Here is a 16,260-nt window from a genome sequence, read left to right as displayed (position 1 = left end):
TTATAAATTTATAAAGTTCTTAACAATCTGATTTCCCACTATTCCCGATTTTTCCGGGTGAAACTGTACTGCATAGAAATTGTCTTTCTGCAAAGAAGCACTGAAAGGCAGGATATAATCACAAACAGATGTTGTATAGTCTGACAGTTCACAATAATAGCTGTGAACGAAATACACATCACTACTCTTTTCAATTCCTGAAAACAGTGGCGAAGTCTGCCCGGAAACGGTATTCCAGCCCATATGGGGAACAATATCCTTTGCCGGAAACTTTCTGACATTGATATCAAAAATCCCCATTCCTTCGGTATCTCCTTCTTCATTTTCCCCGCACATCAGCTGCATACCCAGGCATATTCCTAAAACCGGCTGTGTAAGACCAGGAATCAACAGATCAAGCTCTTTTTCTTTCAGCAGTTTCATGGTTGATGAAGCTTCTCCCACGCCCGGAAAGATCACTTTGTCAGCTTTTAAAATCTGTTCGGGATCATCGGTGACCACGGAATCAACATTCAGTCTGTTGAGGGCATTCTGAACGGAATTTACGTTTCCTCCGTTGTATTTTATTATGGCGATCATATTTATAAACTTCCTTTTGTAGAAGGCAGACTGTAATTAGTATCTGATTGATTCACTGCCATTTTAACAGCCTTTGCAAAGGCTTTAAAAATGGATTCAATTTTGTGGTGTTCGTTATCCCCTTCTGCTTTGATATTCAGATTGGATTTTGAAGCATCAGTAAAGGATTTAAAGAAGTGAAAAAACATTTCCGCAGGCATGTCTCCAATTTTTTCTCTTTTAAACGGAGCATCCCACACCAGCCACGGTCTTCCGCCGAAATCGATAGCCACCTGAGAAAGACAGTCATCCATCGGAAGCAGGAAACCGTATCGCTCAATACCTTTTTTCTTTCCCAAGGCTTTTAAAATAGCTTCTCCCAGCACAATTCCGGTATCTTCTATCGTGTGGTGTTCATCTACGGCAAGATCTCCGTTCACTTTAATCGTAAGATCCATATTTCCGTGTCTGGCAATCTGATCCAGCATGTGATCAAAGAAGTGAAGCCCCGTTGAAATATCTGATTTTCCGTTTCCATCAAGATTGACCTCAATTTCAATATCAGTCTCATTGGTTTTTCTGGAAGCTTTAGCCTTTCTCATTCCGGATTTTAAGAACTGATAGATTTCTGACCATCGCGTTGCAGACAGCTCCGCCTCCTCATTGAAGTTTTTGTTAAGATAAATAGCTTTAGATCCAAGATTTTTAGCAAGTTGAATATCCGTACTTCGATCACCAATTACATAGGAATTTTCAAGGTCGTAATTCCCATAAATATATTTTCCAAGCATTCCAACTCCTGGTTTTCTGGTGGGAAGATTTTCGGATTCAAAGCTTCTGTCAATCAAAATATCACTAAAAATGATCCCTTCATTTTTAAATGCCAGCAACATTTTTTCGTGTGGTTTTATAAAATCTTCTTCAGGAAAACTTTCAGTTCCTAACCCATCCTGATTGGTTACCATTACCAATTCATAATCTAATTCATTGACAATTTTTGCAAGGTTTTGAAAAACTCCCGGATAAAACTCAAGCTTTTCCAGAGAATCTACCTGAAAATCTGCAGGCGGTTCAATAATTAACGTTCCGTCGCGGTCTATAAAGAGTACTTTTTTCATATTTTTTTTATAAATTATTTTTAACCATTAAGCTTTTTTAAGTGGTTAAGAAGCAGTAAGAACATAGCTGAAGCTATTAATTTAGCTTGAATTTTATTCATCCCGATGAATCTTAACTTTTCTTATGATCTTATCTTTCTTAATGGTTATATTTTTGGCAAGCTAGATTATATTCCTTTTAAAAGGTTAATTAATTTTTCATTTTCGGCACGGTTTCCCACATTAATCCTGATACATCCGGGAATCACAGGATCTCTTCTGCTGGTTAAAATCTCTTCTTCAAGCATTTTTCTGTATACACGATCCACATTATCTATTCTGATCAGAAAGAAATTGGCATCGGTTGAAAAAACTTTGGAAATACATTGAATTCCTTCAAATTGCTGTTTTAGCCATGTTCTCTCTTCCAGAATACGGTTTACGTTTCCCTGAAGTCTGTTTTTATCCTCCAGCGTTTTTAAAATCAACTCCTGGCTCAGAACATTCACATTATAAGGCGCTTTTACAGTATTGATAAAGCGGATAATCTCTTCAGATGCATAAGCCATTCCTACTCTTGCTCCGGCAATTCCCCAAGCTTTGGAAAACGTCTGCAATACAATCAGATTGGAATATTGATCCAACAGCTCCAGACTTGATTTTTTTCCTGAAAATTCAATATATGCTTCATCCGCCACGACAATGCCATTGAAATTCTGAAGATAAAATTCAATATCATCCACACTGTTTCCGGTAGGGTTATTAGGAGAACATAAAAAGAAAATCTTCAGCGAAGAATCATCTGCCATCTTTAAGAAGTTATCTTTTACGATTTCAAAGTTTTCATCCAGATCCAGTTTCAGAACTTTATTTTCATTGATGGCCGCATAGAAAGCATACATCGCGAAAGACGGATTCATCATCAGAATGGCATCTTTTTTAGGCTCACAGAAAATTTTAATGATAAGATCTATCAGCTCGTCACTTCCGTTTCCTATGGCGATCTGTGAAGGTGAAAGGTTTTTAAGCTCTGCAAGCTTGGTTTTAAGCTTTTTCTGAGTAGAATCCGGGTAGCGGTTGCATTCCCCGAACGGACTTTCATTCGCATCCAGCATGACAGGAGCATTAAATTCATTATGGTCCCTGAAACTGATGTAGGGTTGTAATTGTAATATATTTTCTCTTACGAGTGTTTTGATACTGTTATTTTTCATTGTATTGTTTATTTAAAACTACTTTTAAACCATTAAGTCTAGAACCTTTATTTTTCAAATGGTTTTATGGTTTCTCGTTTTTCAACATTTATCATTTTAATCTTATTGATACTGCATTTTTGTGAGCAAACAGCCCTTCTGCTTCCGCCATGAGTTCTATTGTTTTTCCTAAATTCTGAAGCCCTTCTTTTGAAAGTTGCTGGAATGTTATTTTCTTCACAAAACTATCCAGCGATACGCCACTGTAATTCTTGGCATAGGCATTGGTAGGAAGCGTGTGATTCGTTCCGCTAGCATAATCTCCTGCACTCTCACAGGAATAGTTTCCAAGGAAAACCGAACCTGCATTCTCAATCATCGGAATATATTTTTCAAAATCATTGATGGCCAGAATAAGGTGTTCAGGAGCATAAAGATTGCTGAACTTAAGAGCCTCTTCCAGCGTATTGATCAAAAAAAAAGAGCTGTTTTCCAAGGCCTGACCTGCGAATTCATTTCTTGGTAATTCTTTGATTTGCTGCTCAACAGCTTCTACCGTCTCTTCCAGCACTTTAAGATCTGTCGTAATGAAAACCACCTGACTGTCACTTCCGTGCTCTGCCTGCGAAAGAAGATCTGCCGCACAAAATTCAGGAACAGCCTGTTCATCTGCAATCACAAGAACTTCACTTGGTCCGGCAGGCATATCAATAGCTACTCCATACCGTTGTGCATATTCTTTGGCCGCTACGACAAACTGGTTTCCAGGACCGAAAATTTTATTCACCGCAGGAATACTTTCTGTTCCAAACGTCATCGCTGCAACAGCCTGTGCTCCCCCCGTTTTAAAGATTTCCGAAACACCACAAAGCTTTGCTGCATACAGGATTGCAGGATTGATATGACCATCTTTATCTGGCGGTGTACAAAGAACTATTTCTTTACATCCGGCCAGATTTGCAGGAACCGCCAACATCAACACTGTAGAAAATAAAGGTGCTGTTCCTCCCGGAATATAAATCCCGACTCTCTCTACAGCACGATTTTCACGCCAGCAAACCACACCTTTTGTGGTTTCAATTTTTTGAATTTCCTGCTTTTGAGAGGCGTGAAATGTTGAAATATTCTCCTTCGCCTGTTGAATGGCTTGCTTTAATTCATCTTGAATCTGATTTTCTGCCTCCTTGATCTCAATTTCAGAAACTTTTAGGACTGAGGTTTCTGCTTTATCAAATTTTTTGTTGAATTCTATTAAAGCTTTATCACCATTTTTTTCAACTTCTGCAAATATTTCTGTGATCAGACCTGAAATTTCTTTCTGTTCCAAGACAGGGCGCTTTACCAGGTTTTTCCAGGTGTCTTTTGTGGGATATCTGTATATTTTCATTGTACTTTTTTAATTTTTTTTGAACCATTAAGATTCTTTTAAGTTGTTAAGTTTCATTAAGATCATAGCTGAAGCTATTTTATTCAGCTGCCTGGTACCTTAATAATTCAATTTTTTTATGAACGCAAAGGCGCAAGTTTTTTAAATCTTTACTTTTTTAAGGCGCAAGAAAATCTAAGATTTTCAGCAAGTGCATGAGTATAATTTTGTGACTTAAAATGGTATTCAATTTTATCGGAGATAAAATCTTTGCGTCTTAAAATAGCATCAACTTCATTTTTATTGCGCCTTTGCGTTAACCAACATCTATCATTATGATTTTTTTAAATAACCATTTTATCAATTGGAATAATTAGAATGTCCTGTGCTCCATTTTCTTTGAGTTCGTCAATGACATCCCAGAAACGTTCTTCATCAATCACAGAATGAATACTGCTCCAGCCTTCTTCTGCAAGCGGAATCACCGTAGGACTTTTCAATACGGGAAGAACGCCGGCAACTTTCTGTATTTTTTCGTTGGGAACATTCATCAGAATGTATTTTGAATTTTTTGCTTTTAAAACGGCTTTGATTCTGAATACAAATTTTTCAAGAATGGCTTCTTTTTCAGTTGATAACCGGGGCGTTTGAGCCAGCACAGCTTCCGATTTCAGTAAAGTAACCGTTTCTCTTAATCCGTTTTTGAATAGAGTACTTCCGGAACTTACAATATCACATATTCCGTCCGCCAGACCGATATTAGGGGCTATTTCTACAGAACCTGAAATCACGTGAATGTCTGATACAATTCCCTGGTTTTCTAAAAAGTTTTTGAGGGTGTTAGGATAAGAGGTAGCAATTTTTTTACCCTGAAAATAAGAGATGTCGTCCGTTTCTATTTCTTTGGGAACAGCCAGTGAAACACGGCATTTTGAAAAACCAAGCTTCTGGATAGTTTTGATGTTTTTACCTTTTTCAACCAGAAGATTTTCGCCAAGAATGGCTACATCCACCACTCCGTCTTCCAGGTATTGCGGGATGTCTGAGTTCCGGAGATACATGATTTCCATCGGAAAGTTATCGACTGAAACTTTGAGCTGGTCTTTACCGTTGTTGACAAAGATTCCACAGTCTTTGAGAAGCTGAAGAGATTCTTCGTACAGCCGGCCGCTTTTTTGAATTGCAATTTTTAATTTACTCATTTTGCCTTTTTTGGGTCCGAGCAAATAAAAACTGATCTGTTGAAATTTCTGAGGAGAATTCAGGAAACAAAAAAACCGCCTATTTACTCAGACGGTTTTAATTATTTTTGATTTTAGCACATACTATATCAATCAATTCCGTCTAGCAGAGATGATGATGATAATGATGTAATGCTAAAAATATTGGTTTCATTGTTTGAATTATGATGCAAATGTAGGATTTATTTTTAAAATGCAAAGTTTTTTCAGAGAATTTTTTGATAAAAATTTATCAGCTCCTTTGCAATGGGTTCGTCATTAAACTTCTGAACAAACTCGAAACCCTTTTCTTCACGGCGTTTTCTCTCGGATTCATTTTCCCAGAGAAATTTAAGTTTGGCGCGAATATCGAGATCATTGTCCGGATTGATGTACACAGAGTCTTTTCCTCCCGCTTCCGGCAGACAGCTGGTATTGCTGGTAACAACAACCGTTTTGGAGAAAAGTGCCTCAATGACAGGAATTCCGAAGCCTTCAAAGAAGCTTGGATAGATAAAAATATCGGCCAGTTTATAAAGACAAGCCAGTTCATCCATAGAAACTCCTTCGAGGAAGAGCACCTGCTTTTCCATTTTATTCTTTTTCAGAAAACGTTCTATTTTCTGATAGTATTTTGTCTTTCTTCCCACCACAACCAATGGAATTTCTGTTCCGCTGATCGCTTTTACAACATTCAGAAGATTTTTGCGGTCTTCGATGGTTCCAACATTCAGTACAAACCTTTCGGGAAGCTTAAATTTCACTTTGACAGCTTTCATCAATTCCGGAGACTGCTGTTCTTTAAAAGCATGATGACAGCCCTGATAAATGACTTCAATTTTAGATTCAGGAACTTTTAAATACTGAATAATATCTCTTTTGGTCTGTTCTGAAATCGCAATGATTTTGTCAGCCGTATCAGCGGCTTTTTTGAATTTCCAGAAATGGATTTTCCTGTCAAAAAAGGAATAATACTGCGGATATCTTACAAAGATCAGATCATGAATGGTAACGACCTTTTTAATAGGTTTTGAATCCCATTTTAAAGGAAGTTCACCAGATAATCCATGGAAAATATCTGCGTCCTGCTTTTGGGCATCTTTACCCATTTTCAGCTGACGTGAAAAGTTTCCTTTTGAGGTTTCAATAAAATGAACATTCGGACGATTAAAAATCTCTTTTCCTCTCTCCGATTTGTTTTTGTTGAGCAACAGATATTCGTTGTCCGGTTCATATTCGGAAAGAATTCTTACAAGATCTCTCGAATAGTTTCCCAGGCCGGATGTATTGTGGAAAAACCGTTTGGCATCAAAGGCAATCTTCATCGTTGGATCTGTTTTTGAAATTCCTGAAATGTGCCGAATGTATGGCCTTTTTCTTTCAGCCAGCCTACAAACGAGTCAAACCTTTCCACCATCTCTTTTCCTGAGTTTTTTACCGTAAATCCGGGAAGTTTAAAAGCTTCATCTTTTATTTCTGCAAATTCCCATGGATGGAAATAAATATTCAGATAATTATCCTTTTTCAAGGTGTCCGAAGCCAGTTTTTTGTAGAAAAACAAAGGGAAATTGTGAAAGCTTAGCCAAAACAAAGGAATTCTGAAGTTAGGAGAAACCGAAGCCGGAATCTGCGTTACATTTCCTTCTTTGAAATACGTTCTTGATACTTTTAAATTATTATATCTTCCCGGCAAAAATGTAGGGTTGATGGAGGAATTGTATGCGTATCCTGCTTCTTCCACTGCTTTTTCATCTACCGGCATCATTCTCGGCATTCTTAATCCGGTCACCTTTGTGGAAAATAACCCTTCCAGCCTTTCTCTTGATTCTTTCAGGTGTTTGTCTTCAAATTCTGAATGAAACCACGTGTGAGAGGCCAGCTCATGACCTTCATGTAGCAACCTTTCAATAAGATGTTTGCTGTTTTCTGCAAAAACTACCGTGGAAAAAAAGGTAGCGTTGGCATTATGTTTTTTAAGGATATTGAGGATTCTCTCCAATCCTGTCTGTGAAATTGAAATCTGCTTTTCAAAGGGAATTTCACCCTTATATTCTAATGGCATATCAAATTCTTCAATGTCAAAACTCAATAAAACCATTTTAAAAATTTTTGTTTTTAATAATATAATTAGGTCTGTCTTTCACCTGTTTAAATATTTTACCTAAATAAATTCCCATGATACCAAGGATGATCAACTGAAGTCCTCCAAAGAAAACAATGGTCATAATCAAAGATGCCCAACCGGAAATCTCTGTTTTGGCAATAAATGAATGAATTACGTAGGCTCCATATCCGATTACTGAAAGCGCTGAGAATAAAAAGCCCAGATATGCTGCCAGATAAAGGGGTTTTACACTGAAAGCAGTGATTCCCGTAAAGGCAAAAGTAAACATCTTTTTAAGATTGTAACTGCTTTTCCCTGATAGTCTTTCTGCTGCAGTAAAATCGATTCCTGTTTGTTTGAAACCCATCCAGCTCGTTAATCCTCTAAGGAACAGATCGTCTTCATTAAAATTTCTCATCACTTCAACTGCACTGGCATCCAATAGTCTGAAATCTGAGCCGCCGCCTTTTGTTAAGTTAACATCTGAAAGGCTTGATAAAAGCTTGTAAAATAAGTCTGATGTTTTTCTTTTAAAAAAAGAAATCTCTTTAGGATAAGTTCTAAAAGTAAAAACAACATCATAGCCTTCTTCCCATTTCTGAATCATTTCCGGAATAAGCGCCGGCGGATGCTGAAGATCTCCATCCATAGAAATGACTGCATTTCCGTGGGCATTGTCCATACCTGCCTTTACAGCCGGCTGGTGTCCGAAATTACGGGAAAATTCGATGAATTTCACTTCATCATACTGACTGGAAAGTTCTTCTAATTTTTGTTGAGTATTGTCTCTGCTGCCATCATTCACAAATATGATTTCAAAGTCATAATTGTTTAAACCATCAAAAACTTCTTTAATTTTCTGATGGATCATGGCAACGTTTCCTTCTTCGTTATAAGCGGGAATTACAATTGAAATTTTCTTCATATGCATTAATTCAGGCTGTAATTTTTCTCAAAATCTTTAGTCAGAAGCTCATAAGTCACTCTCAACCAGATTACAATACAAGGTACGGCTTTTAATGAATATTTGATGATATAATTCTCTTTTACAAATTTCGGGAAAAGATCCGAAGTTGAGAAACAGGTAAAGATAATGACAAAAACCAACAATCCAATAATCAATGGTGTTCTTTCTTTCTGAAGGAAAAACCAGATCAGCACTCCTACCACCGCAATAATATAGGTTGGAGATTCTGAACTGGAACTGAACAATACCAAAAACAGTAATGTTGAAGCCAGAATCATCAGTTGGAATGCGTAGTGTTTATACTGTTTAATTCTGATGTAAGGCAAAGCAAAAAGCGGTAGTCCGCCTGCTAAAAATACAAGATTTGAAATAGATGCATCTCCCAAAATTCTTCTTACAAAGCCCATTAAAGAGATGTCCTGCATATTTCCAAGAACCTGATTTTCATTATTCTTCTCTACAATAGACTGAAACCAGTCCGAGTAGCACTGAATGACAAACTGCGGACTTGAATACGCCATAGGAAGCACGAAAAATAATAGGGCAATAGCAACTCCTGAAAGAATAAATTTAGTTTTGTTTTTAATAAAGAAAAACTGCGTTAATCCTACAATTCCGTAGATTTTCACAAATATTCCTATTAAAATTGCGGTTACAGATTTTACTTCTTTTCTTTCGTAAATATAGACTGCAGATAACAACAAAAGACCTGTCAGTGCCACATTGAACTGCAGGCTTAATGCTGCTGTAATGTATTCCTGAAGACAAAGCAGCCCGAAAATCGCTTTCTTGCTGTCTGAAAACGGCAGTTTATAAATTCCGTAGATAAAGATGAAGGTATTGGCAATATTCCAGAGCGATATTCCCAGCCAATCCGGCATCATGGCAAATGGTGCGATCAATGCACTGAAAAATACACCATAATGGTTCAGATCAAAATAAAGATCAGGATAATGGATAAATAGGTTTTTCTGATGAATGGTATTAAAGAATACATTTTTAAAAATCAGATAATTATTGATCGCATAATCTCCTCTCAGATATTTGGAAATTGCAGTAACAACGGATATAATAAGATAAACCCCAAATATATATTTAGGGTTTAATAGTATTTTAAGAAATTTTTCTTTCAAGATTGTGGTATTAGCTTAAAATATTAATCTTAAACAGCTACATTATTCTCTCTCAATGCGTCATTCAGAGATGTTTTCTTATCTGTAGATTCCTTTCTCTGACCGATGATCAAAGCACATGGAACCTGATATTCTCCAGCCGGATACTGTTTTGTATAGCTTCCTGGAATAACTACTGAACGTGCAGGAACTCTTCCTTTGATTTCAACAGGTGTATCTCCTGTAACGTCGATAATTTTTGTAGAAGCGGTCAATACTACATTAGCACCCAATACAGCTTCTTTTTCTACGTGAACTCCTTCCACAACGATACATCTTGAACCGATAAAGCAGTCATCTTCAATAATTACCGGAGCTGCCTGTAACGGCTCCAATACTCCACCGATCCCAACACCTCCACTCAGGTGAACATTTTTACCGATCTGTGCACAGCTTCCTACTGTTGCCCATGTATCTACCATTGTTCCTGAATCTACATAAGCTCCAATGTTTACATAAGAAGGCATCATAATTACTCCGGGAGCAATATAAGCTCCTTCTCTGGCAACCGCATGCGGTACAACTCTCACTCCTTTTTCAGCATAATTTCTCTTTAAAGGCATCTTGTCATGAAATTCAAACGGACCAACTTCAATAGTTTCCATTTTCTGGATCGGAAAATACATTACTACCGCTTTTTTCACCCATTCATTTACCTGCCATCCATTTTCAGTAGGCTCTGCTGTACGAAGTTCACCCTTATCAACCAAAGAAATAACCTCTCTAATTGCCTTCTGGCTGTCTTCATTCTGCAATAAATCTCTGTTGTCCCAGATATTTTCAATAGTTTGTTGTAACGACATGTTTCTTATTTAAAATTATACCGGCCAAAGATACAAAAAAGTTCAGCAAAACTGTTTTTAACATTAGTTTTATTAATAGCCCAGCATACGCTTCACTCTCTTTTTATAGGTCAGGTAAATTTCTCCGTGTTCCTTTAGCAGGAACTCTTCTTCAAGCCTGATTTGAATCTGCATTAAAATATTTCCCGTCAGTAGAAAAGCAAAAGCAATTACGGTAGGGAAAGCAAGGAAAAATCCAATAAGGCTTATGGTCATTCCCAGAAATATAGGATTTCTTGAAAACCTGAATAATCCGTGAGTTATCAGTTCTGTTTTTGCTGAGTTATCAATTCCAATCCTCCATGAGTTTTTCATTTGTAACTGGGCAATAACAACCCAAATCAATGCCATCATCATTAAACCCAACCCTATGTATTGAATGAGATCATATTCCAGCACATTGATTTTAAAAGCAGGGAAAATGTCTTTCGGAAAAAATAAAAGAAGTATTGTATAGATAAACAAAGCAAATAAAACCAGTTTAAAATACAATCCCACAAGTCCATATGCAGAATCATCTTTGGGAAGAACATTAGGATTTTTGCCAATCTGTCTGGCTACTTTATAACTAATTCCAACAAAGGAAATGATAAAGAAGAGTATGAAATATAAAGGAATAAAGAATCTGATGAAATCTGCCATATGATAATAGTTTTGGACAAATTTCATAGGTTTTGGGATGCAATGCTATTGCAATGACAAGAATATTATTGATTTGCAGAAATGCGCAATTGTAAAACCTGGCAATTCCCCTCCACCGGAGGTGTGGCAAAAATTCAGAGAATTTTTGACGGGGTGGTTAAAGAAGAAGATTATGTAAGTTTTGGCTAAAGCCCATTTCTATTGATAGAATATTTACAACACTCTTTGAGCATGAAGATAGGCCTTATTCCAGTATTTTTCATTCAGGGATGAAATGATTACGCCTTTTGAGGTAGAAGCATGAATGAATTTCACTTCTCCATCAGGGCCAATATCATGAACAATTCCCACATGGGATACTCTGCTTCCTCCGGCTGTCGCAAAAAACAACAGATCACCCGGTTTTACGTCTTTGATATCAATATTCTTTCCGGCATCGGCCTGATCAGAAGATCTTCTGGGAAGATTAAAATTATTTTCTTCAAATACTTTTACCGTAAATCCCGAACAGTCAAATCCTGAAGAAGTATTTCCTCCAAATTTATATGGTGTTCCGATATACTTTTCTGCATCTTTCAAAATATCATTGATGGACCTGGAAACACTGCCATTAAATTTTGAATCCAGTTTTCTGAGATTTTCAGCCTTCGCTACGGCTTTTGTATTTGACTTTTTGCTCGCAGAAGCACTTTTCGAGGATCCACAGGAAACCATAAAAACAGCAGCTGCCAGGGTAACCACCAACTGCTTTACTTTTATTTTTTGTTGAAATAATTCCGCTCCCATATTCTTCTGATTTATAATTAATTAACAAAATTTACCACAAATATACATTTTATAATTTAATTATAGTATAACTATACTACAACTATATTATAAATATATGTTAAAATTTTGATTTTCATTATTTATTGGTATATTTGATTTCTATTTTAAAGATATGGCAACCTATGAAAGTGTAATCAAGATCACAGGAGCAGTAGGCGATCTGGTATTTTATACTCTGAATGGCAAAAATGTGGTTCGGAAGAAAAGCGGGTTTAATAAAGCTGCGTTTAAAAAGAATCCGTCATATGAGAAGGTAAGACAGAACAGTTCTGAATTCGGGCATTGTTCCAAAATGGGAAAAGTGATCCGGAAGAGTCTGGATGCCTATATTAAAGAATCAGGAGATCCCCTGCTCTACCAGAAGTTTGCCAAGGTGATGACAGCCATCAAAGATTTGGATACAATTTCTGAAAGGGGAAAAAGAACAGTTGAAAACGGTTTAAAGACTGAAGAAGGAAGAAAATTGCTGGTAGCATTTCAATTCGGCATTATTAAGAATGTTTCTGATTGTATAAGGATTAAAGATCATGTTCTGTATAAAAATGATTATTGTACATCAGACCATGCGGTGATTTTAACTTTAAAATTAGATTCTGAAAATTATAGCGTAGAAAGTAATGAAGAGATTATGAGTTGGAATCAAGAGCAAAAGAAACCGTTAAAAAAATATTTTTCTGATGAGGGTTTTCTGCTCTGTTTTGCAGCATTGAAAAATGAACATGATGAGATTACCCATATGGGATTTGTATAAATAAAAAAGTCTGCAGGATATCCTGCAGACTTTCTTGTCTTATTTCTTTTCTCCTTTCCAGGTTCCTGATATGGAAGGTGTAGGAAGTGAGTTTGACCAGTTTCCGTTTCCTTTTTTATCTGTAGATAATGTTCCTCTGAATTCTCCTTTCGAAGGAAGTCCTACGGTTGCGTTCAGATCTCCTGTTTCACTTAAATTCCCGGAAATGTTATAGTTTTCATTATTGACATCGGAATGCATTGTTCCCACCACTTTACCACTCTCATCTACCACGAAGTTCCAAACTCCTTTATCACCTCCTTCATAAGAACCAGACCATGTTCCTACATAATCATAAATAGTATCATCATCAGAGCTGCAACCGATAAATAAAAACGCCGTAAATAAAAGTAAAAAAAGTTTCTTCATAGTTTCAGTAGTTTTATAACCTAAAATTCTGTTATTCTCATCTGCCTTCCTTCCAAAAGTACAGCTGGGTGAGAATGCTTAATATTTATTATTTTTTTTGTTCCGTGCAAATCTACTAATTTTTTCATTCAAATTATCTGAATTTTAATCAGCGTTCAATATGTTTGTTAAAAAACAACATATTTCGGCTAAAATACAAATATTTTTCAAACAAACAGAGACTGTACAAATTTTGAGTTAATTAAAAATATAAGGTTAAAGTTGGATAGTAATATGTCCAAAATTCGTTTACAATTACTTTATACTAGATTGCAGATCATTTGCGGTATGTTTTAAAGATATTTCTTACCTTAGTGAAAAATTTAACCTTTTCAAAAAATTACATGAAAACAAAAACATTATTTTTGGCAGCACTTGCTATTTGTGGCAGCTCAACAGCACAGGTTGGGATTAATACTTCAACTCCAAGTCATACACTGGATGTAAATGGCCTGGTAAGGGTGAGAGGACTCTCAAATGCTGAAAAAAAGATTGTTGCTGCGGATGCGCAAGGAGTTTTAATTCTTATTTCTCCTGAGGAAATTTTTGCGCCAAAAGCTGTATTGAACACTTCAACATCTTCCAGTGAACGGAGATCCACTGTCTACGAAGGGAAATGCTTTCAGCCTGGTGACAATGCATCTTCCTGTACTGTGTCAGTAAACCATTACACTTCTTGTGCGGGATTTACCAATCCTGTAGATACTCAGATTATTGTGGGGCAAGGGATAAATACCTCTAACGGCCAGTTTTTAGGCACATGGACAGCCCGATATGTTGATAATAAAGGATTTGCCAATACAACACCTGTTGCCAACCAGACAGCACCTGACTATCCCAGAATCTCTTATCCAAGTACCAATACAGTGAACTATTTAGGAAGTGGAAATTTTGCGGGTCAATGTAATACAGATTTGGTTACTACCATCAATCAGGCCACCGGAGATATAAAAGTAGAGTCTGTAAAGCGAAGCATGTACGCACACCTTGTGTACCTTATTAATATTGCCCGCTCCAGATCTTTATAATAGTTGATATTTGATTTCAAAAAGGCAGCCACAATATTTTCATTGTGGCTGTTTTTTTGATACAACGAACCCTCTTTTTTGAAAAAAAGCCTCTAAAAAGAGGCTAGAAACTATTATTGGATGATGAAAAACTTATCCCAAATGTATGATATATTCGTCTCTGGTTTTATGAGTACAGTCATATTGAGAATTTTACAGTAACATGATTTCTGTTTATCAGAAATCATGTTACCGCTTGAAATAAAAGTAAACAAAAACTGCAAAGAATTAACCTCGCAGCTTTTGTTTTCATAGTATGTTTTTAGAATCTTTTCTGGTCTGATAACTATCCGGAATTTAATTTTGGAACTTTACAAAATCCAGATAAAAAGTAGGGTTCCCAACATTAAACCCAGATGGAACTACAAGATTAGTCTTATGAGCAACTATAGGGTAAACACCGGGGGCTGCAAAATATAATACTCTGGTTTGATCTCTTGGCACAAAATTAATAGGATCGGGACTGGCAGTTCCACAATATGTTTTCCATACTTCCCCTATCCCGGGAATGTAAAACCAGTAATCATTACAGGTAGAAGTTATTGTAATTCCTGAACGGAAAAAATACCATCCTTTAGCAGGAATATTCACAGAAATTCCTGTTGGCAGGTTATCTCCTCCTGAGTTTCCGGTAAAAGGATTAACCAGTGTTCCAGTGTAAGATGTCCAGTTATCAGCAAATGCTGTAGTAACAGTGGAAGACCATGTAGCCAGTCCGTTAGCATCACTGGTCAGTACGTACCCCAGCTGCTGGGTGCCGTCTTTAATCTGAAGTGCTCCATTGGCTGTTCCGTTATCAATAACAACTTTTGCACTGGCAGCTCCCGCCGGCACTGTATTGGTTCCCACCAGGACTTTTCCTGTACCATTGATACTTAAATTATTTCCTGCTGTTGCAATATCGGTTGCCTGTGAAAGGGTTCCTCCCAATTTTACATCTGTCCCGGATAAACTAAGACCGTTACTTGCTGTGATATTGTTATTAATGATTGTTGTACCGCCATTTCCATTACCTCCTGCAAGCTCAGTTACCGTCATAAAACCTATTGTAGGGTTCAGCTGTGCTGTTCCGGCTCCTCCCAGCCTTACTTTTACAGAGGTATCAACTGTTGGCCTGTAAATAGCATAGGCTTCCGGCTGGCCGCCAATAGATGTTGCCGGATAATTATTTATGGCATCAACAACCCCTGTTGTACTGGAAGGAAGAACGGAATTATTGGAAGCATCTACCCATTCATACACGAAGAATCCACCTGCCAGCGAAAAATCTGTAGCATGAAGCTGACAACGGAGAACATAGGTTTTACCTGCTTTCAGATTGAAAACACCTGCGCTATAAGTAATATTATTGGAGGCAATCACAGATCCAAATGTCACATCTGATCCTGTAGATACTGATTGGGCTGCGTTTGGCTTCACAATAATATAATCCCCTGTTGAAGATGTTCCTGTTGAAAGAAGTTCCCATGTAGAATTTGTTCCGGTGAGACCCGTGCTCACGAGTTCCACACTCTGATTGGCTGGTACTGAAATACTGGCATTTCCGTTAATTGTTTCCGGAGCTACAGCATTCACTGTGATCTTAAAATTTGTATTGTTTTTAATTCTGTAAATCCTCCCTTTGAAGTTTCCAACCCCACTGACAGAAGGTGGTAAACCAAATACAGCATCTGAACTCCCATTGTATGAAACATGAAAGTCTGATAATACTAAATTATAAGTGGCTGTAGTAACCGCTTTATAATTAGCTGCCAATGATCCGTTAATATCCATAGTAGAACCTGGATTCACTGTGTTGACCCCAACATTTCCTGCCTGGGCAAAAGCAATAGCCGGACTTAAGGCTATCATTGCAAAGATTAGTTTTGTAGAAATTTTAAACATTTATCATTATTTTATTTACATTAATAAACTCAATTGTTTAACATAATGTAAAAGTATCAGAATAAATTCTACAAGAAACATCACCAAGCGTAGAAAAAAACTAAGCAAATTGTAGAAAATTT

General features: G+C 36.9%; 16 protein-coding genes. 2 read left to right on the top strand and 14 right to left on the bottom strand.

Annotated elements, in window-relative coordinates:
* From hisH to DEU40_RS04930, 12 genes are all read right to left on the bottom strand, one after another.
* On the bottom strand, window positions 1-579 hold the full coding sequence (gene hisH / locus DEU40_RS04985; protein WP_110008807.1) for an imidazole glycerol phosphate synthase subunit HisH: 579 nt from the start codon (window positions 577-579) through the stop codon (window positions 1-3).
* A gap of 2 nt (window positions 580-581) precedes the next feature.
* Window positions 582-1,676: a bifunctional histidinol-phosphatase/imidazoleglycerol-phosphate dehydratase HisB gene (gene hisB / locus DEU40_RS04980; protein ID WP_110008806.1), complete on the bottom strand. Its 1,095-nt coding sequence runs from the start codon at window positions 1,674-1,676 to the stop codon at window positions 582-584.
* A 167-nt stretch (window positions 1,677-1,843) separates the two neighbouring features.
* Entirely contained in the window at window positions 1,844-2,869 is a 1,026-nt protein-coding gene (gene hisC, locus DEU40_RS04975) for a histidinol-phosphate transaminase (RefSeq protein ID WP_110008805.1), read from the bottom strand.
* Between the two features lie 91 nt (window positions 2,870-2,960).
* The gene (gene hisD, locus DEU40_RS04970) at window positions 2,961-4,235 is read right to left on the bottom strand and encodes a histidinol dehydrogenase (protein WP_110008804.1); all 1,275 of its coding nucleotides are present in this window, start codon (window positions 4,233-4,235) and stop codon (window positions 2,961-2,963) included.
* Between the two features lie 323 nt (window positions 4,236-4,558).
* Window positions 4,559-5,416 carry an ATP phosphoribosyltransferase gene (hisG, locus tag DEU40_RS04965; RefSeq protein WP_110008803.1) on the bottom strand — a complete coding sequence of 286 codons (858 nt, stop codon included), beginning with the start codon at window positions 5,414-5,416 and terminating at the stop codon, window positions 4,559-4,561.
* A gap of 245 nt (window positions 5,417-5,661) precedes the next feature.
* Complete coding sequence (locus DEU40_RS04960) at window positions 5,662-6,759, bottom strand: glycosyltransferase family 4 protein (protein ID WP_110008802.1); 1,098 nt, start codon at window positions 6,757-6,759, stop codon at window positions 5,662-5,664.
* Window positions 6,756-7,532 carry a polysaccharide deacetylase family protein gene (locus tag DEU40_RS04955; RefSeq protein ID WP_110008801.1) on the bottom strand — a complete coding sequence of 259 codons (777 nt, stop codon included), beginning with the start codon at window positions 7,530-7,532 and terminating at the stop codon, window positions 6,756-6,758. Before DEU40_RS04955 ends, DEU40_RS04960 begins: the two co-directional genes overlap by 4 nt.
* Window position 7,533: 1 nt before the next feature.
* Window positions 7,534-8,463, bottom strand: a complete 930-nt coding sequence (locus DEU40_RS04950) for a glycosyltransferase family 2 protein (protein WP_110008905.1) — start codon at window positions 8,461-8,463, stop codon at window positions 7,534-7,536.
* 5 nt (window positions 8,464-8,468) lie between these two features.
* Window positions 8,469-9,638 carry a glycosyltransferase family 87 protein gene (locus tag DEU40_RS04945; RefSeq protein ID WP_110008800.1) on the bottom strand — a complete coding sequence of 390 codons (1,170 nt, stop codon included), beginning with the start codon at window positions 9,636-9,638 and terminating at the stop codon, window positions 8,469-8,471.
* A gap of 29 nt (window positions 9,639-9,667) precedes the next feature.
* Complete coding sequence (locus DEU40_RS04940) at window positions 9,668-10,480, bottom strand: 2,3,4,5-tetrahydropyridine-2,6-dicarboxylate N-succinyltransferase (RefSeq protein WP_089691708.1); 813 nt, start codon at window positions 10,478-10,480, stop codon at window positions 9,668-9,670.
* A 72-nt stretch (window positions 10,481-10,552) separates the two neighbouring features.
* Window positions 10,553-11,161 (bottom strand): methyltransferase family protein, encoded by a 609-nt coding sequence (locus DEU40_RS04935; RefSeq protein ID WP_228406444.1) that lies wholly within the window; start codon window positions 11,159-11,161, stop codon window positions 10,553-10,555.
* A 213-nt stretch (window positions 11,162-11,374) separates the two neighbouring features.
* The gene (locus DEU40_RS04930; protein ID WP_062669794.1) at window positions 11,375-11,947 is read right to left on the bottom strand and encodes a C40 family peptidase; all 573 of its coding nucleotides are present in this window, start codon (window positions 11,945-11,947) and stop codon (window positions 11,375-11,377) included.
* Between the two features lie 154 nt (window positions 11,948-12,101).
* Here DEU40_RS04930 and DEU40_RS04925 point away from each other — a divergent pair, with 154 nt between their 5' ends.
* Complete coding sequence (locus DEU40_RS04925; protein ID WP_110008798.1) at window positions 12,102-12,740, top strand: hypothetical protein; 639 nt, start codon at window positions 12,102-12,104, stop codon at window positions 12,738-12,740.
* A gap of 39 nt (window positions 12,741-12,779) precedes the next feature.
* On the opposite strand, the gene DEU40_RS04920 is transcribed toward DEU40_RS04925, so the two are convergent.
* Window positions 12,780-13,148 carry a hypothetical protein gene (locus tag DEU40_RS04920; protein ID WP_110008797.1) on the bottom strand — a complete coding sequence of 123 codons (369 nt, stop codon included), beginning with the start codon at window positions 13,146-13,148 and terminating at the stop codon, window positions 12,780-12,782.
* 383 nt (window positions 13,149-13,531) lie between these two features.
* Here DEU40_RS04920 and DEU40_RS04915 point away from each other — a divergent pair, with 383 nt between their 5' ends.
* Window positions 13,532-14,215, top strand: coding sequence for a hypothetical protein (locus DEU40_RS04915; protein ID WP_110008796.1), 684 nt, complete (start codon window positions 13,532-13,534; stop codon window positions 14,213-14,215).
* 336 nt (window positions 14,216-14,551) lie between these two features.
* Here DEU40_RS04915 and DEU40_RS04910 read toward each other — a convergent pair whose 3' ends face one another.
* On the bottom strand, window positions 14,552-16,105 hold the full coding sequence (locus DEU40_RS04910) for a hypothetical protein (protein WP_228406443.1): 1,554 nt from the start codon (window positions 16,103-16,105) through the stop codon (window positions 14,552-14,554).
* Window positions 16,106-16,260 lie beyond the last annotated feature (155 nt).

It is taken from the genome of Chryseobacterium sp. AG844, assembly GCF_003182335.1.
Lineage (GTDB): Bacteria > Bacteroidota > Bacteroidia > Flavobacteriales > Weeksellaceae > Chryseobacterium > Chryseobacterium cupriresistens.
The sequence above is the reverse complement of the archived record's forward strand: the minus strand, read 5'-3'. Positions and strand labels throughout refer to the sequence as shown.

Excerpts from the sequence above, each read along its gene's own strand:
- DEU40_RS04940 (WP_089691708.1), bottom strand. The coding sequence starts at position 10,480 with ATGTCGTTACAACAAACTATTGAAAATATCTGGGACAACAGAGATTTA.
- hisG (WP_110008803.1), bottom strand. The coding sequence starts at position 5,416 with ATGAGTAAATTAAAAATTGCAATTCAAAAAAGCGGCCGGCTGTACGAA.
- DEU40_RS04955 (WP_110008801.1), bottom strand. The coding sequence starts at position 7,532 with ATGGTTTTATTGAGTTTTGACATTGAAGAATTTGATATGCCATTAGAA.
- hisH (WP_110008807.1), bottom strand. The coding sequence starts at position 579 with ATGATCGCCATAATAAAATACAACGGAGGAAACGTAAATTCCGTTCAG.
- DEU40_RS04920 (WP_110008797.1), bottom strand. The coding sequence starts at position 13,148 with ATGAAGAAACTTTTTTTACTTTTATTTACGGCGTTTTTATTTATCGGT.
- hisC (WP_110008805.1), bottom strand. The coding sequence starts at position 2,869 with ATGAAAAATAACAGTATCAAAACACTCGTAAGAGAAAATATATTACAA.
- DEU40_RS04930 (WP_062669794.1), bottom strand. The coding sequence starts at position 11,947 with ATGGGAGCGGAATTATTTCAACAAAAAATAAAAGTAAAGCAGTTGGTG.
- hisD (WP_110008804.1), bottom strand. The coding sequence starts at position 4,235 with ATGAAAATATACAGATATCCCACAAAAGACACCTGGAAAAACCTGGTA.
- DEU40_RS04935 (WP_228406444.1), bottom strand. The coding sequence starts at position 11,161 with ATGGCAGATTTCATCAGATTCTTTATTCCTTTATATTTCATACTCTTC.
- DEU40_RS04960 (WP_110008802.1), bottom strand. The coding sequence starts at position 6,759 with ATGAAGATTGCCTTTGATGCCAAACGGTTTTTCCACAATACATCCGGC.
- hisB (WP_110008806.1), bottom strand. The coding sequence starts at position 1,676 with ATGAAAAAAGTACTCTTTATAGACCGCGACGGAACGTTAATTATTGAA.
- DEU40_RS04915 (WP_110008796.1), top strand. The coding sequence starts at position 13,532 with ATGAAAACAAAAACATTATTTTTGGCAGCACTTGCTATTTGTGGCAGC.
- DEU40_RS04910 (WP_228406443.1), bottom strand. The coding sequence starts at position 16,105 with ATGATAGCCTTAAGTCCGGCTATTGCTTTTGCCCAGGCAGGAAATGTT.
- DEU40_RS04950 (WP_110008905.1), bottom strand. The coding sequence starts at position 8,463 with ATGAAGAAAATTTCAATTGTAATTCCCGCTTATAACGAAGAAGGAAAC.
- DEU40_RS04925 (WP_110008798.1), top strand. The coding sequence starts at position 12,102 with ATGGCAACCTATGAAAGTGTAATCAAGATCACAGGAGCAGTAGGCGAT.